Origin of the sequence: Protofrankia sp. CiP1_Cm_nod1 (genome assembly GCF_920888515.1) — a bacterium.
Classification (GTDB): domain Bacteria; phylum Actinomycetota; class Actinomycetes; order Frankiales; family Frankiaceae; genus Protofrankia.
Map to the genome: position 1 here is coordinate 1 of NZ_CAKKTM010000047.1, position 15456 is coordinate 15456.

Annotated in this window: 15 protein-coding genes; 7 read left to right on the forward strand and 8 right to left on the reverse strand. The window is 71.7% G+C overall.

From position 1 onward, the window contains the following. On the forward strand, positions 1-457 hold a 457-nt coding region (locus tag NBX02_RS03025; protein ID WP_250289894.1), incomplete at its 5' end, for a hypothetical protein. Continuing rightward, positions 454-1629 (forward strand): right-handed parallel beta-helix repeat-containing protein, encoded by a 1176-nt coding sequence (locus NBX02_RS03030; RefSeq protein ID WP_250289896.1) that lies wholly within the window; start codon positions 454-456, stop codon positions 1627-1629. The genes NBX02_RS03025 and NBX02_RS03030, both read left to right, overlap by 4 nt. 108 nt (positions 1630-1737) lie before the next feature. Here the strand turns inward: NBX02_RS03030 and NBX02_RS03035 are convergent, their stop codons facing one another. The 4 genes from NBX02_RS03035 to NBX02_RS03050 all read right to left on the reverse strand — a co-directional run bounded on the left by NBX02_RS03035 (position 1738) and on the right by NBX02_RS03050 (position 4924). After that, positions 1738-2196 (reverse strand): DUF3817 domain-containing protein, encoded by a 459-nt coding sequence (locus NBX02_RS03035; RefSeq protein WP_250284735.1) that lies wholly within the window; start codon positions 2194-2196, stop codon positions 1738-1740. Then, positions 2193-2630, reverse strand: a complete 438-nt coding sequence (locus tag NBX02_RS03040; RefSeq protein WP_250284733.1) for a hypothetical protein — start codon at positions 2628-2630, stop codon at positions 2193-2195. The genes NBX02_RS03035 and NBX02_RS03040 overlap by 4 nt, the downstream gene beginning before the upstream one ends. A gap of 252 nt (positions 2631-2882) precedes the next feature. Then, on the reverse strand, positions 2883-3878 hold the full coding sequence (locus tag NBX02_RS03045; RefSeq protein ID WP_250289897.1) for a hypothetical protein: 996 nt from the start codon (positions 3876-3878) through the stop codon (positions 2883-2885). 272 nt (positions 3879-4150) lie between these two features. After that, on the reverse strand, positions 4151-4924 hold the full coding sequence (locus tag NBX02_RS03050) for a SigE family RNA polymerase sigma factor (protein WP_250289899.1): 774 nt from the start codon (positions 4922-4924) through the stop codon (positions 4151-4153). 1202 nt (positions 4925-6126) lie between these two features. Here NBX02_RS03050 and NBX02_RS03055 point away from each other — a divergent pair. From NBX02_RS03055 to NBX02_RS03065, 3 genes are all read left to right on the forward strand, one after another. Beyond that, positions 6127-6588 carry a hypothetical protein gene (locus tag NBX02_RS03055; protein WP_250289902.1) on the forward strand — a complete coding sequence of 154 codons (462 nt, stop codon included), beginning with the start codon at positions 6127-6129 and terminating at the stop codon, positions 6586-6588. Positions 6589-7058: 470 nt separating this feature from the next. Beyond that, entirely contained in the window at positions 7059-8054 is a 996-nt protein-coding gene (locus NBX02_RS03060) for an NAD(P)H-quinone oxidoreductase (protein ID WP_445548230.1), read from the forward strand. Positions 8055-8237: 183 nt separating this feature from the next. Continuing rightward, entirely contained in the window at positions 8238-8807 is a 570-nt protein-coding gene (locus tag NBX02_RS03065; protein WP_250284921.1) for a bacterial proteasome activator family protein, read from the forward strand. Positions 8808-9139: 332 nt separating this feature from the next. On the opposite strand, the gene NBX02_RS03070 is transcribed toward NBX02_RS03065, so the two are convergent. The 3 genes from NBX02_RS03070 to NBX02_RS03080 all read right to left on the reverse strand — a co-directional run bounded on the left by NBX02_RS03070 (position 9140) and on the right by NBX02_RS03080 (position 13166). Next, entirely contained in the window at positions 9140-10600 is a 1461-nt protein-coding gene (locus NBX02_RS03070) for a metallopeptidase TldD-related protein (protein WP_250284922.1), read from the reverse strand. Then, positions 10597-12165 carry a TldD/PmbA family protein gene (locus NBX02_RS03075; RefSeq protein WP_250284924.1) on the reverse strand — a complete coding sequence of 523 codons (1569 nt, stop codon included), beginning with the start codon at positions 12163-12165 and terminating at the stop codon, positions 10597-10599. Before NBX02_RS03075 ends, NBX02_RS03070 begins: the two co-directional genes overlap by 4 nt. A gap of 206 nt (positions 12166-12371) precedes the next feature. Then, entirely contained in the window at positions 12372-13166 is a 795-nt protein-coding gene (locus NBX02_RS03080; protein ID WP_250284926.1) for an HAD family hydrolase, read from the reverse strand. 293 nt (positions 13167-13459) lie between these two features. Between NBX02_RS03080 and NBX02_RS03085 the strand changes: the two genes are divergently transcribed. Continuing rightward, complete coding sequence (locus NBX02_RS03085) at positions 13460-13723, forward strand: phosphoribosyl-ATP diphosphatase (protein ID WP_250284928.1); 264 nt, start codon at positions 13460-13462, stop codon at positions 13721-13723. A gap of 51 nt (positions 13724-13774) precedes the next feature. Continuing rightward, on the forward strand, positions 13775-14620 hold the full coding sequence (gene hisG, locus NBX02_RS03090; protein WP_250289907.1) for an ATP phosphoribosyltransferase: 846 nt from the start codon (positions 13775-13777) through the stop codon (positions 14618-14620). Positions 14621-14749: 129 nt separating this feature from the next. Here the strand turns inward: hisG and folE are convergent, their stop codons facing one another. Then, positions 14750-15394: a GTP cyclohydrolase I FolE gene (gene folE, locus NBX02_RS03095; protein ID WP_445548231.1), complete on the reverse strand. Its 645-nt coding sequence runs from the start codon at positions 15392-15394 to the stop codon at positions 14750-14752. Between the last annotated feature and the right edge of the window lie 62 nt (positions 15395-15456).

Sequence of the window (15456 nt, forward strand, 5' to 3'; positions counted from 1 at the left end):
GCCCTGGCCCGCCGCGTCCGCCCCGTCGCCCGGCCCCGCCGGCCGGCGGGCGGGGCCAGGCGGCCCCGACAGGGCGTTCGGCGGGAACGACCACGACCGCGACGGCGCCCGGGTCAACCAGGACGACAACCCGACCATGGATGGCCTGCGCTACCTGCGCGACCATGCGGCGCGGTATCCCGACGGCTCCTTCGACCGGTTCGCCGGGGGGAACGACGGCGCTTTCCGTGGCGACGGGCCTGCCGGCGCCTCCGCGTCCCAGGGGTATCCGCAGCCCTGGAACGACCAGCTGCCAGACGATCGTTTTTATGAGGACGGCCCGGAGGCGGACGACGTCACGGTCAATGGCGACCGCGAAGGTGCCGCGGTGGTGAAATACGACACCGTCGGATCGCGGGCGATGGTTTCCTACAATGGAAAAGACCGCGACCGTTACAGCAGGAGGGATCCACTGTGACGATCCCTCCCGGGGGGGTCCCCGCCGTGGCGGCCGGCCCCCCGGCAGGGCCGCCCCCCCGGGGCATCCGCAGGTGCCGGAGACTGTGCGTGGCGGCGGCGGTGCTCGCGTGCGCGGTGACGCTCGCCGCCTGCCAGGGGGGCACGAAGACGGCGAAGCCGCAGGCGCCGCCGGCCACCGCCGGCTCCGGAGCCTCAGCGGCCTCCCCGCAGGCGTCCGCCGCCGGGGCCGGGCCGGCCGTCACCCAGGGCGGCGGGCCTCAGCCCGGCGGCCAGGAGGTGGCCTGTCCGGCGGGTGAGCCTACGGTCCGTAATCCCGGTGATCTCAAGGTGGCGCTGGCGTCGGCGAAGCCCGGCGCGGTCATCCGGCTGGCCGACGGTACGTACGCCGGTGGCTTCACCATCGCCAGGTCGGGCACGGCGGCACAGCCGATCTGGCTGTGCGGCTCGCGCGGCGCCGTGCTGGACGGCCAGGACGACACCGACTACATCCTGCACATCGACCATGCCTCCTATGTCCGCCTGTCGGGCTTCAGCGTCCGTAACGGCAAGAAGGGCGTGATGGCGGATGGCGTCCAGCACGGCATCATCGCCGGGCTCAGCGTGAGCGCCATCGGGGACGAGGCCATCCACCTGCGTTCCTTCAGCTCGGACAACCTGGTGACCGGAAACGTCATCCGGAATACCGGGAACCGCTCGGAGAAGTTCGGCGAGGGCATCTATGTCGGCAGCGCCAGCAGCAACTGGTGCAAGTACTCGGACTGCCGCCCGGACAACAGCGACCGGAACTCGGTCATCGGGAACGACATCGCCGGCACGACGGCGGAGAACATCGATATCAAGGAAGGCACGACCGGCGGCATCATCTCCGGGAACACCCTGTCCGCCGACCGGCTGACCGAGGCCGACTCGTGGATCGACCTCAAGGGCAACGGGTGGACCGTCGTGGACAACACCGGCCAGGGTGGCGGGAACATCAAGGACGGTATCCAGACCCACGTCGAGTCCGACGGTTGGGGGCGGCGGAACATCATCCGGAACAATGCGCTCACGGTGAACGGCGGAGGCTTCGGCGTTTACATCCACGATGGCGACAGGACCCAGAACGTGGTCGGTTGCGACAACAGGGTCCAGGGCGCGAGCCGGGGCTTTTCCAACGTCAAGTGCTCTTAGGCCGTGGTATTTCCGCCGCCGGGCGGACGGCAGCGCTGGCTGTTGACGCCGCATGCCGTCGCGTCCGACGTCCGTAGTGATTATATTGTAGTTATGTTGTGAATGTCTTCACGGGGTGTGAGAAGCCCGCTGGCGTTCGAGCACCGTACGGGTGACCCGGCGCTCCGCCACGAACGACAGGAAGGGGATCGTGCCGGCCAGCATGACCAGCAGGGTCGGTCCGGTACGCAGCCGGCACCGGGACGACAGGTCCGCCGTCAGGGCGAGATAGACCATGAACAGGAACCCGTGGATGGGGCCGACGGCCTCGGCGAGCGTCGGGGCGTCCGCCAGGTACTTCAGCGGCACACCCACCAGCACGAGCGTGATCAGCCCCACGCCGACGAGATAGGCGATCACCCGGAAGCGCAGCAGCGCACGACGGACCGCGCGCTCGCTGGAACGCCCGGAGCCCGAGGCGGAACCGGCGCTGGCGCCGGTCGCCGCCGGTCCCGCCGTCCCAGGGCCCGCCGCGGGCCGCGGCCCCGGAGCCGCCCTGCCGGAGTCCTCCCTGGTGGGCGGTGTCACCGGGTCCCCGACCCGGATGGCGTGTCCCGCTTGTAGAGCGAGGCGAGATAGCGGTTGTACGCTTCCAACTCCTCGTCATCCTCCTCATCGTCGCCGGAGCCACTGCTGGGCGGACCGTCAGCGCCAGGCCCGCCCGGCCCGCGGTGTTCGTTCCATGGTTGTGCGTCCGTACCGGGACGGGCCGCTTCCTCGGCCGCGGGAGCCGGCTTCGCCGGTCCGGGGCGAAGTTCCTCGCGCACCATCTGCGACCAGCCGAAGATCACGGCCATGGCGAAGATCGGCCATTCCACGCCGTAGAAGAGGTTCTGCAGGGTTCCGCGGCTGGACTGCCCCTTCTCCCACTGCCACCACCCGAGCCTGGCGAACAGGCCGATCATGAAGAGGGCGAGCGCGTGCCGCAGGATCCAGGAGGGTGAGAAGAGGATTCGGCGCACGTCTGCGACGCTACATCCGTTCGTGCCCGACGCGGGGCTGTCGGACGGGTTGACAAGTACGGCTCGCCCGCCCCGGCTGGGGGGGGTTAGCGGGGAACGGGCGAGCCGGAACGTTCGGAAACAGCGCTTTGGCCAGCCGAAAGATCATCGGTTCTGAGCGCAGCGGAGCTGTCCGCACGTTCATATGTCCAGTCGCTCGGGAGCCCGGCGGGGTTGCCGCGTCCAGAACATTTTTTCAACGTCGCGAACGGCTCACCGGTAGCCGGAGAGGACGGCGGCGGCAAGCGAGACCTGCCCCGCGGGCCCCGCCTGAGCCTGCGGGGCCCGTAGCGGCCTGCCGCCGCCGGGGCCACCCCGCCCGTCCGCGTCACGCCGTTCGTTCTGATCATCACGGTCATCCGGGTAATCGGGGTCGCCCGGGTCGCCCGGGTCGCCCGGGTCGCCGGAACCGGGCTCTGCCCGGGCGGACACCTCGACGTTCAAAGTGCGCCCGCCCGCACCCGGACCGAAGTCGATCTCGACGACCGAGCCCGTCCATCTGCTCGAACGGCCCGCCGGCACGACGACGGACGAGACATCCTGCCCGTCGATGTCGGCCCGCACCACGCCCTGTCCCCCCAGCGTGCCCAGGTACAGGCTCAGACGGCCGGCCTGGCCGCCTGTCGGGACGGCAAGCCGGAACCTGCCGGAGCCCCGCAGCGCCAGGGCGTCGGCATGGTTGCGGCCCGTCTGCTGCGGGCTGCCCGCGCTCCAGTCGAACCGGGCGGGACCAGGGACCACCGTCGGGATGTCGCCGGACACGTTGATCCGGCCGATGACCGGCTGTGCCAGATTCGCGCGTACCCGCTCGGCGGATCTGCCCGCGCCGTTCCCGTAGAGGACCCAGTCCTGGACGTCCGCGCCCGGCAGGACGATCCGTTCCGGGGCTGTTGGGCCGACGCTGAGCCGGACCCGCGGCGCCTCGCCCGCGGGTGTCTGGGCCGGCGGGGGCGCGGCCGCCGGGCCGGGCGTGGTCTGCTCCGTCGGCCCGCTCGACGCGGGCTGCCGCGAGGAGGCGGGCAGGGGCGGGACGGCCCCGGTCGCGGCGGCGGCCGGTGGCACCGGAAGCGCCGTGGCCGACACAGAATGATCATTATCGTGCGACGGGACCGTCCGGATACCGGTCAGCGTGATCGCCACGACGCCGAGCACGCCGGCGACGGCACCCAGGACGATCATCCTGGACCGGGGGGAGACAACCGGCGGCATCCCCGGCCCTCTCCCTCGCGGGACCGCCCTTCCCAGGCTCCGTCGCCGCCGCCGGTCACGAGGGGGCCGGGGCGGGCTTCCGGGACGACGGCCGGCAGCGTGGGCCAGCGGCGGGTGGGTCTCGTGGCCCGGCCCGATGACGCGTCCACGGATCCGTGCGCTGTCCGGCTCGTGCGCGTCCGCCGCCTGCGTGAGCGCCTCGGACAGCCACGGCCCCGGTTCCACCCGGGTGTGTCCGCGGTGGCGGCGGCCGGCGCCACCGCGGCCGCCCGTCACGTCGCCTCCCCGCCCCGCAGCCGCGCCCGCGGGTCGACGTCGTGCCGTCGGCGCGGCAGCCCCTTGCGCGCCTCGGGATGCTTCCTGCCCGGCCGGGCCACGGGATCCGTCACCGACGCGGCCTGCGGCCCCCGGGCGCTGTCGCGTGTGCTGTCGCGCGTGCCCGCCAGCAGGATGCGCTCCAGCTCACCGGCGCCCTTGGAGGTCTGGCTCTTGACCGTGCCGACGGAGATCCCCAGGGTGCGGGCGGTCTCGTCCTCGGAGAGGTCGAAGGCGTACCGGAGCACCAGGCACTCCCGTTTGCCGGTCGACAGCGACATCAACGCCGTCCGGACGTCGACGACCGCCGGCACGTCGGTGTCGGTGCTGCGGGTCTCGGCCAGGCCGCCGAGGATGCCGAGGCCGTGCCGCTCACGTATGATCTTCCGTAGCCGGCTCGCCGCCATGTTCGCGACGGTACGTCTGAGGTAGGCCAGCGGGCTGTCGGCCTGACGGACGCTGTCCCAGCGCCGCCAGGCGGCGGTGAACGCGTCGGCGGTGATGTCGTCGGCGGCATCATGGTCGTTGGTCAGCAGATAGGCGAGCCGGGACAGCTGGCGATGATGCCGCTCGAAGAAGGCGTGGAACTCCGCGGCCGGGCCACCGTGATCGCCGAGGCGTTCATGGTCATCGTGGTCGCTGTGGAGGCCATCGGGTGCCACGGGGTCATTCGGTACGGCGAAGGTGCCCGCGGTACTGTCCGCTTCGGTGGTGTCCCCGTCCCGTTCCAACCGGCGCGCTCCTGAAGCTCGTCCGACAGGCGATGCGCCACACGTGTGGATCTCGCCCGATGGCAGGATGCGAGAAGTATGTCCGGCGCGCAGCCTATGGGCCGCGGCGGGTCCGTACAATTCGGTCATCGTCATGATTTGGTCATCATTCGGACGAAGCCGGGTGATTCGCCCGGTCAGCCGGCTGGTCAGCCGGCCGGTCAGCCGGCCGGGCTCGTCGCCAGGGCCGCGCGGCCGACGCCGGTGATGTTTCCGCGGAGCGCCGGTCGGGGTATGCCGGCGCATATGGGTGCTTCGCATGAAGCCGTTGTGGCTCGCCGGGACGTCCGGGCACGCCGGCCTGCCCCGCCGCCTCCGCTTGACCCGGATGCTCCGGTCCCGGACGATCCCGCTCCGCTGCTCCCCAGCACGCCTGACCTGCCGCCCGCCCCACACGAGCCCTCCCCTCGCACCGAACCCACCCCAAGTGAGCCCGAGCCCGAGCCTGTCTGATCCGTGCCCGGGCCGCCCGGAGATCATCAGGTGTCACCCGATGAGTGTCCGGGCTCCGTCGGACCGGCTGACCGGCACAGGAGGGGATCATGCTGCTGCCGGTCCGGGCCGGCGGCGTTCCGCACCAGCCGGCCGGCGGGCGATGACGCCCCATGCCGGAGCCGCTGCCGTCGTTCAGACAGGCCGCCGCGGACCGCGGTTCCCTTTCACGCGTCTGACGCGGTCTTCACACATCTGACATGGTCGCGCGGGTTTTTTCCGAGTCGTTCGCGTTCTTCCTGCACCCTCCTGGGAGTGCTCGTCATCCGGCCATTCACACGCCGGGACGCCAGGGCGCGGCGCAGGGAAGAGTCATCGTTGTCACAATAACCACCATATGACAACTACCGTATGACACCGTTAGCTGGACATGACGTAGGCGGATCAGTCGGCGACCATCAGTCGGCAACCAGCGGTGCGGGCGCGCGGGAGTGCGGCTGGCGGGTACGCCGCGTCGTCACCAGCCCGCCGGATAGCCGGTGACAGAGCGAGAGGACCAGCAATCGATGATGGCCTGTCGAAACGGTGGCTCCGTGTCAATCCCAGGATCTCGTGGACGGGTGGGATGCGCGCTTCTCGTGGCGCTTTCCATAGCTGGCTGCGGCTCCCAGGCCGCCACCATCACGGCGTCCGGCGGCGCCCCCGTCGGAACCGTCCCTGCCGTCGCCGCGGTGCCCGCCATCCTGCCTCCTGTCACCTCGCCTGCCCCCACCGCGGCGTCCGTCATCGTTCCTTTAGCCATTCCGGCCGCGGCCAGAGCCATTTCGCAGCCTGTGCCGTTGGCCGCGGTCGACGGCGCACGGTTTGAAGCCTGTGCGGACGGCACCTGCGAGGTGTCCGTGTACGGGCCGGTCGACATCGCGGTGGGTCCCGACGTTCTTTCCGTGACCAAGATAGGCCCCGACGGGCTCGACTTCGCGCTGAGCCTGGCGGGCGGCGGGCGGGCGTCCGGCACTCTCAGAAGCACCTGCGGCACCACTTTCACGCTGCTCCGCGGCGGTGGCTCCCGCGGCGGATTCTGTGCTCCCGGCAAGGTGCAGGGGCCGCCGGTTCCGGAACCCGGGGCGGTTTCGATCCAGCTGGCCGGATGGTCTTCCGACGGGTCCGCCGTACTGCGGCTGGTCTCGGGTTAGTTTCCGATCTCCCGCATGACGATTTCCGCCGCCGTGAACGCTCGATGGCGGATCGTCCACGACCGGCCCCCGGCCGGAGGAATTCTTCCGAGCCATTGGCCGGCTCGTGATTCCGGTCCCGGATGGTCCGGTGCGTGACGCCGTCCCGTCCGTATCGGACGTGCCGGGAGCTCGTGGAACGGCGGGCCACCGTGAGCCGTCCGGATTTCCTCAGCGGGGTTCCGCGATCCGGGTATGACCATGTTGCCGGGGCCGGTGGTTCCCGGGCGGCTCCCGGCCTGGTCCGGGAAACCGCCGGGTTTCGGTGGGTCGCCTTCCCGTCGAGGGACGCCTGCGCCGGCGGCCGGTTGATGATCGTGGATGCGGGTGGGCGCGGTGCGCGGCCGTCCACGCCGGGTGGCGGGGCCGCCCCATGGCGTGGACGGCGGATGTGCCGTGCGCGGGTGGGCGAGCGCGGATACGGTGGGCTGGTGCGCGCGGTGACGGTGGCGTCTTTCGGTGCTCCCGAGGTCATGTCCTGGGCGGAGGTGGACGACCTCGCCCCGCCTGGCCCGGGTGAGATCGCCATCGACGTGGTCGCCTCCGCGGTCAACCGCGCCGACCTGCTGCAACGCCAGGGCTTCTACCCACCGCCGCCGGGCGCGTCCGCCGTGCTGGGGCTGGAGTGCTCCGGCCGGGTCGCCGCGGTCGGCGCCGGGGTGGCCGGGTGGCAGCCGGGGGACGAGGTCTGCGCCCTGCTCGCCGGCGGCGGGTACGCGACGAGGGTCAACGTCCCCGCCGGCCACGTGCTCCCGGTGCCGGCTGGTGTCTCGCTGCTCGAGGCCGCCGGGCTGCCCGAGGTCGCGGCCACGGTCTGCTCGACGGTGTTCGGGGTGGCCGGTCTGCGCGACGGCGAGGTGTTCCTGGTGCACGGCGGGGCGTCCGGGATCGGGACGTTCGCGATCCAGGCGGTGCGGGCGCTGCGGCCGTCGGCGACGATCGCGACCACCGCGGGCAGCCCGGCGAAGCTGGCGCGCGTCCGCGAGCTCGGGGCCGATCTCGCCATCTCCTACCGGGACGAGGACTTCGTCGACCGGGTGCGGGAGGCCACCGGCGGCCGGGGCGCGGACGTGATCCTCGACAACATGGGCGGGTCCTACCTGGCACGCAACGTCGAGGCGCTGGCCGTCGAGGGGCGCATCGTCGTCATCGGGTTGCAGGGCGGGCGCAAGGGCGAGCTGAACCTGGCGGCGCTGCTGGCCAAGCGGGGGAGCGTCCACGCGCTGTCCCTGCGGGCCCGGCCGGACGAGCAGAAGGCCGCGATCGTGGCGGACGTCCGCGAGCGGGTCTGGCCGGCGGTCGAGGCCGGGGCGATCCGTCCGGTGATCGACCAGGTGCTGCCGATCGAGAAGGTCGCCGACGCGCACCGGCGCGTCGAGGAGTTCGGCCATGTGGGCAAGGTCCTGCTCGCCGTGGACGCCCCGTAGCCTCGTGGGCCTCCGGTAGCCGTGGGCCTCCCGTAACGCGCTGACCGTGACCCGCTGGCCGCGGGAAGCGGAGCTGGCGGCGGATAGTGATGTGGGTGGTCGTCCGTTGCTGACGGTGCCCAGTCGCGGACTCGTTTCCGTCCTGGCCGCATACCTGTCGGACCGACCAGGCAGGATGGGTGTATGGCAGATCAACCGGACCCACGGGTCGTGGTCGTCGGACCGGACGGAACGCTGGACGAGGGCATCGTGACCGCCCGCTCGCGGGTCGTGGCCGCCCAGACCGGTGGTGACCCGGCCGCGTCGCCCACGGCCGAAGACGACAATGATCACGCGAGCGCGCTCATGGAGATGGTTCCCCAGCCGGACAAGGTGATGCGGATCGGCTCGATGATCAAGCAGTTGCTGGAGGAGGTACGGGCGGCACCGCTGGACGAGGCGAGCAGGGTGCGTCTCCGGGAGATCCACCGTAACGCGATCACCGAGCTCTTCGACGGGCTCGCCCCGGAGCTGGCCGAGGAGCTCGGCCGGCTCACGCTCCCCTTCAACGACTCCCAGACCCCCAGCGACGCCGAGCTGCGGATCGCTCAGGCGCAGCTCGTCGGGTGGCTGGAAGGCCTCTTCCACGGCATCCAGACGGCGCTGCTCGCCCAGCAGATGGCCGCCCGGGCCCAGCTGGAGGAGATGCGCCGGCGGGCCCTGCCCAGTGCCCCCCAGCAGGGGGAGCAGTTCGGCCGCGGCGCCTACCTCTGATGAGTTCGTGGGCCTCTGATGAACTCTGATGAACTCGTGGGCGGCCTGCGCGCCGCCGGCTCCGGCGGCGTGGGGTGGCCGGCACGGGCCGCACGGCGGTGTGCGGCGCCACGCGGGCGCCACGTCAGAACGGCGGGAACAGAAACCCTGGAACACCGGTCACAGGCAGTCATACGCATACATCCTGTGCTGTGCATGAAAGTGAGGGCGGGAACGGCTGTCGGGGCGGCCGCCTGTTCCCTCACTTTCATGACGTGTCAGCATCCGGTCATGCATTTTTGACCGTCTGGGACGGGCCGTGTTACCTGACCGGCGCCCCAGACGCGCGGGCGTCAGCTCGCCGGGCTGACCGAGCTCATGTTGAAGTCCGGGACGCGCAGGGCCGGCATCCGGGCGAGGGTGAACCAGTCCCCCCACTCGCGGGGAAGCGTCCGTACCGTCGCCCCGACCTCGGTGAGCCGGCCCAGCAGGTCCACCGGGCTCTCGTTGAACCGGAAGTTGTTGACCGCCCCGACGACCTCGCCGTCCTCCACCAGGTAGACGCCGTCGCGGGTGAGGCCGGTGAGCAGGAGGAGCTGCGGGTCGACCTCGCGGATGTACCACAGGCAGGTCAGCAGCAGCCCCCGCGAGGTGTTCGCGATCAGCTCGTCGAGGGACGCCGTCCCGCCGCCGTCGAGGGTCAGGTTGTCGATGAACGGGGCCGCCGCCACCTTGCCGCCGTTCCCGTCGCCGCGGGCGGTGGCGTCACGTGCCGAGGCGCGGGTGTGGATCAGCGTGGCCAGCCTGCCATCCACGATCCAGTCGGTGCGCCGCAGCGGCAGCCCGTTGTCGAACACGCTCGACGTCGCCGACGACGCCCCGGCGATCACGAACGGGGTCGCCGGCAGCTCCGGGTCCAGCGGGTCGCTGAACAGGTGCAGCCCGGCCGGGCCCAGGGTCTCGCCGATCCGGGTGCTGCCGCCGGCCCGGCTGAACACGGTGCGTCCCTCGGCGGCGTCCCGGCCGGCGGCCGACCAGTAGGTGTAGGTCAGCAGGTCGGCGACGGCCGACGGCGGCAGCAGCGTCTCGTAGCGGCCCGCGGGCAGCTCCACCGAGCGGGCGCTCCAGGCCAGGCGCTCGCGTAGCAGCGCGTGGGTGGCGGGCACGGAGACGTCGGTGAAGTCGTGGGTGGACTGGCCGTGCCACACCGAGCCGGCCGGGGTGGTGCTCTTGGCGTTCCACTCCACCGACCCGGTCGGCTGGCTGTGCCGCAGCCGCAGGCCCGCGGAGGTGCCCAGCCAGGTGGTGGTCAGCCCGTGCTCGGCGAAACCGAACAGGCGCTGCCCGTCCGCCCGCGCCGCGGCGAACGCCTCGCCGAGCTCCCGCGCGAACCCGGTGAACACGCCCGTGCTGGTGCGCTGCGCGGGGTCGGTGAAGGTGGCCTCCGCGACGGCCTCGGCGGCGGCCACCGCGGTCTCGCCCGGGGAGTGCGGCACGCCGACGCCGGCGCCCGGGCCGAGCAGGCCGGCGTAGTCGTCGGCGTCCTCGGCCTCCCGGGCGTCCGCCTCGGACAGGCGCAGCAGCTTCTCCAGATCCTCACTGTCGGTGACGTTACTGGCCGAGCGGACGCCGAACGCCTGGCCCACCACGCTGATCACGGTGACGGACCGGTCGCGGGCCGCGCCGTTGGTTGTCAGGGTGTTGTTCGCCCAGCGCAGGTTCACCGTGCTCGACTCGCCGGCGATCACCACGCACCCGTCGGCTCGCGACGACTCCAGGGCCCGTTCGACGATCTCGTGGGACTGTGTGGTCACCGGCCTGCCTCCCGCTGGGTGTTGAGGATGTTGACGTTCCGGAACAGCGCCGAGGGGCAGCCGTGGCTGACCGCCGCGACCTGCCCGGGCTGGCCCTTGCCGCAGTTGAACGCCCCACCGAGAACGTAGGTCGCCTCGCCGCCGACGGCCTCGAGCGAGCCCCAGAAGTCGGTGGTGGTCGCCTGGTAGGCGACGTCGCGCAGCTGCCCGACGATCCGGCCGTCGCGGATCTCGTAGAACCGCTGGCCGGTGAACTGGAAGTTGTACCGCTGCATGTCGATCGACCAGCTCCTGTCGCCGACGACGTAGATCCCCCGGTCCACCCGGGAGATCAGTTCCTCGGTGGACGGCCCGCCCGGCGCGGGCCGCAGCGAGACGTTCGCCATCCGCTGGATCGGCACGTGCCCGGGGGAGTCCGCGAACGCGCAGCCGTTGGACCGCCCGGTGCCCAGGGCGGCGGCGTTCTGCGCGGCCATCCGGCGGTCGAGCTGGTAGCCGACCAGGGTGCCGCCGCGGACGATGTCCCACTGCCCGGCCTGGACGCCCTCGTCGTCGTAGCCGATGGTCGCCAGGCCGTGAGGGGCCGTGCGGTCCCCGGTGACGTGCATGGCGGGGGAACCGTAGCGCAGCGTGCCGATCCTGTCGAGGGTGGCGAAGGATGTCCCGGCGTAGGCGGCCTCGTAGCCCAGCGCCCGGTCGAGCTCGGTGGCGTGCCCGATCGACTCGTGGATCGTCAGCCACAGGTTCGACGGGTCGATCACCAGGTCGTAACGGCCCGGCTCGACCGAGGACGCCTTGGCCTTCTCGGCGAGCAGGGACGGGATCAGCTCGATCTCGGCGTCCCAGTCCCAGCAGCCCGCGGCGGGGCCGGAGACCAGCCACTCCCAGCCGCGGCCGGCCGGCGGCGCGATCGTGCGCATGGTCTCGAAGCCGCCGGCGGCGCGGTCGACCCGGGTCGCCTCAAGCTGGCAGATCACCCGGACGCGCTGCTGGGTGGTGCTCGTCCCGGCGAGGTCGGCGTAGAACTTGTTCTCCAGTACCTGGCCGAGCCGGCCGTCGACGTGGTCGACGTCCTGGGCGGCCAGCAGCGCGCGGCACAGCCCCCCGACCCGCTCGATCTTCTCGGTCGTCTCGACGGCGAACGGGTCGACCGTGTAGGCCGACACCCAGGTCGCGTCCGCGTGCACCGGCTCGTCGGCCAGCTCCACCGGTTCGCTGTTCAGCGGGCGCGCCACCCGCGCGATCTCGACCGCCTCCCGGGCCACCCGGACGGCCTCGTCCACGGTGAGGTCGACACCGGCGGCGAACCCCCAGGTGCCGTTGTGCACGACCCGGACGGCGAAGCCGACCGACTGGCCGTCGGCACGGCTTTCCAGGCCGGCGTCCCGGAAGGACAGCGACGCGTTGCGCAGCCGTTCGACGCGGATGTCGGCGTGGGTGGCGCCCAGGTCGCGGGCGGTCTGCAGGGCGGCGTCGGCGAGGGCGGCCCGGGGCAGCGCGAGGAACTCGGCATCGATCTCGTGGGCCGGGGCGCCGGCGGCCCCCACCCCCGCGGCGCCGCTCACGGGAGCACCGCCGGTGCATGTGCTGGTGACAGATGTGGCATGGATCCATCCTCGCTCCCGGCGAAAGGATCTGTCCGCCGGGGCGGCCCTCGACGCCGCCCGCCGCCACGGCGGCATGGCGCCATGGCCGGGACGACGCGGCCGGGACGACGCGGCCGGTGGGAGGCAGCGTGGCCGGGACGGCGCGGCCGGCGGAGGCGAGGTGGTCAGCGGAAGAGGCGTTCGAGGACGTGGGCGACGCCGTCGGCGTCGTTGGAGCCGGTGACCTCGTCGGCGGCGGCGAGGACGTCCGGGTGGGCGTTGGCGACCGCGACGGCGTGGCCGGCCCAGGCGAACATCGGCAGGTCGTTCGGCATGTCCCCGAAGGCGATCGTGCGCCGCGCGGACACGCCGTACCCGGCCGCGATCTCCGCCAGGGCGACGCCCTTGGACACACCCGCCCCGGCGATCTCCACAAGATCGTAGCTGGACGTGGTGACCACGGCCGTCGATCCGGCGGCGGCCACGATGGCGCTGTGGACGTCGGCGAAGCCGCCCGCGGACAGCGCGCGCCGGACCAGCAGTTTCGTCACGGGCAGGGCCGTGAGCAGTGCGGCGATGTGCCCGACGGCCTCGTGCGGGTCGGGCCACATCGTGGTGAAGGCCGGCTCCCGGCCGAAGTGGGTACCGCTTTCCACGGCGAAGGCGGCGTCCGGCACGATCGCCCTGATCTCGGTGGCCAGGCGGAGCGCGGTGGCGGCCTCCAGGACGTGGTGGCTGAGGGCGGCGCGGTTGTCCAGGTCGTAGACGAGCGCGCCGTTCGCGCAGACGGCCAAGCCCGACGTGCCGGTCTGGGCCACGATGTCGGCCATGACCCGGGTCGGGCGCCCGGTGACGAAGACGATGATGGACCCGGCGCTCCTGACCCGCTCCAGCGCGGCGCGGGTACGTCGTGAGACCGTGCCGTCGGTGCGGATCAGCGTCCCGTCGAGGTCGGTGGCGACGAGCGCTGGGCAGAACACAGTCGTTCAGTAAACCTCATCCACGCGGGCTGCGCCGGCTGCCCTCCATCCTGCCGAGGCCGGGTTTCGGGGCTGTGGGGCCGAAGGGGGCGTGATCATGCTGCGGCCGGGTGTCCCGCGGGGCCGTAGGGTGCTGCGTTAGCATGCGCGTGGTCCGGGAGGCCGAGGTCCCTGGGTCGCCGGCCGGAGCGGGCTCCAGGCGGCGGACAGCCCTTCCAGCGTCCAGAACGATCACTCTTGCGACTGGTGGTAAGGCGTGGGAAGGCCGTGGGAAGGAAGGTGCCCGGGAAGCGATGAAAACGTTTGACGAACTATATCTTGAGCTGGCTGGAAAATGGCGTGAACGAACGCCCGGATCCGGCAGCGTGGACGCGCTGGACAAAGGGATTCACCACATCGGGAAGAAGCTCCTCGAAGAAGCCGCGGAAACCTGGATGGCGGCGGAGCACGAGGGGCCGGAGCGGGTCGCGGAGGAGCTGTCGCAGCTGCTGTACTGGAGCCAGCTGGTGATGATTTCCGCAGGTCTGACACCGCACGACGTATACTCCAGGCTGTGATGACGGCCCTTCGGTGCGCATTCGGCGCCGGACTGTGACACGGGAGCTGTGATGCTGCGACTCGCGGTGCCCAACAAGGGGGCGCTGGCGACCGCGTCCAGTCAGCTGCTCGTCGATGCGGGTTACCAGGCGCGTCGCGAATCGGCGGAGCTGGTCGTCACCGATATCGAGAACGACATCGAGTTCTTCTTCCTCCGGCCGCGTGACATCGCCGTCTATGTCGGGGCCGGCCGGCTGGACATCGGCATCACCGGCCGCGACCTGCTGATCGACAGTGGGGTCGCCGCCGACGAGCTGCTGCCGCTGGGTTTCGGGTTCTCGACCTTCCGCTACGCCGTGCCGGAAGGCAGCGTGACCGATGTCGAGGCGCTGGCCGGCACCCGGATCGCCACCTCCTTCCCCGGGCTGGTTGCCGCCGACCTGGCCCGGCGCGGCGTCGACGCCCAGATCGTCCGGCTGGACGGCGCGGTGGAGACCGCCATCCGGCTCGGGGTCGCCGACGCCGTCGCGGACGTGGTGGAGACCGGGCGCACACTGCGTGCCCATGGGCTGACGCTGCTGGGCGAGCCGGTGCTGTCCTCGGAGGCCGTGGTCGTGGTGAAGAAGGGGCTGGAGCTCACCACGGCGCACGAACGGCTGCTGCGCCGCATCCAGGGCGTGCTGGTCGCTCGACGGTACGTCATCATGGACTACGACGTCCCGAACTCCGTGCTGGAGAAGGCCTGCGAGATAACCCCTGGTTACGAGTCGCCGACCATATCCCCGTTGCAGCGTGAGGGCTGGGTCGCGGTGCGCGCCATGGTGCCGCACACGGAGCTCAACCGCGTGATGGACGACCTGTGGGAGATCGGCGCCCGGGGCATCATCGTCTCGTCCATCCAGGCCTGCCGGCTGTAGGCCGCATCTGGCTGTGGGCCGTGTCTGATGGGCGCCGTCCGCACGGCTGGTCATCCATCAGACACGGGCCCCGTCGGGCACGGTCCTGTCAGGCACAGGCGCCCAGGCGTCCGGCGCCGCCGCGGGAGGTCAGCGGCGGCTGAGGATGAGCGACATACCCTCGTTGCGGGTCGCGGTGCTCAGGAACTGGCCGCGCACCGCCGACGTCATCGTGCGGGCGCCCGGCTTGCGGACCCCGCGCATGGACATGCACAGATGCTCGGCCTCGACCACGACCATGACCCCCCTGGGGGAGAGCGCCTGTTCCAGCGCGTCGGCGATCTGGGTCGTCAGCCGTTCCTGCACCTGGGGGCGTCGCGAGTACAGGTCCACGAGCCGGGCGAGCTTGGACAGCCCGGTGATCTGGCCGCTTTCGTTCGGGATGTAGGCCACATGCGCCTTGCCGGCGAACGCGACCAGATGGTGCTCGCACAGCGACGTGAAGTCGATGTCGCGGACCAGCACCATCTCTTCGTGGCCTTCGTCGAAAACGGTGGTCAGCACCTCGGAGGGGTCCCGTCCGAGGCCTTCGACCGCCTCCTGGTAGGCGCGGGCGACCCGTTCCGGGGTCTTGCGCAGCCCCTCCCTGTCCGGGTCCTCACCGATACCGATCAGCAGCTCCCGGACGGCGCGCGCGACCCGCTCGTGGTCGAACGGCCGGACGGCCTGCGGGCCGAGATCCGGCCCCCGCCGCTGGGCGGCGACGTCCGCGGCGAGGGCCGTACCGGCGTTCACGCTCTGCGTGACCGTGTCCACCGTGTCCACCGTGTCCACCGTGTCCACGGCGCTCGCGGATG

Excerpts from the sequence above, each read along its gene's own strand:
- hisG (WP_250289907.1), top strand. The coding sequence starts at position 13,775 with ATGCTGCGACTCGCGGTGCCCAACAAGGGGGCGCTGGCGACCGCGTCC.
- NBX02_RS03085 (WP_250284928.1), top strand. The coding sequence starts at position 13,460 with ATGAAAACGTTTGACGAACTATATCTTGAGCTGGCTGGAAAATGGCGT.
- NBX02_RS03065 (WP_250284921.1), top strand. The coding sequence starts at position 8,238 with ATGGCAGATCAACCGGACCCACGGGTCGTGGTCGTCGGACCGGACGGA.
- NBX02_RS03045 (WP_250289897.1), bottom strand. The coding sequence starts at position 3,878 with ATGCCGCCGGTTGTCTCCCCCCGGTCCAGGATGATCGTCCTGGGTGCC.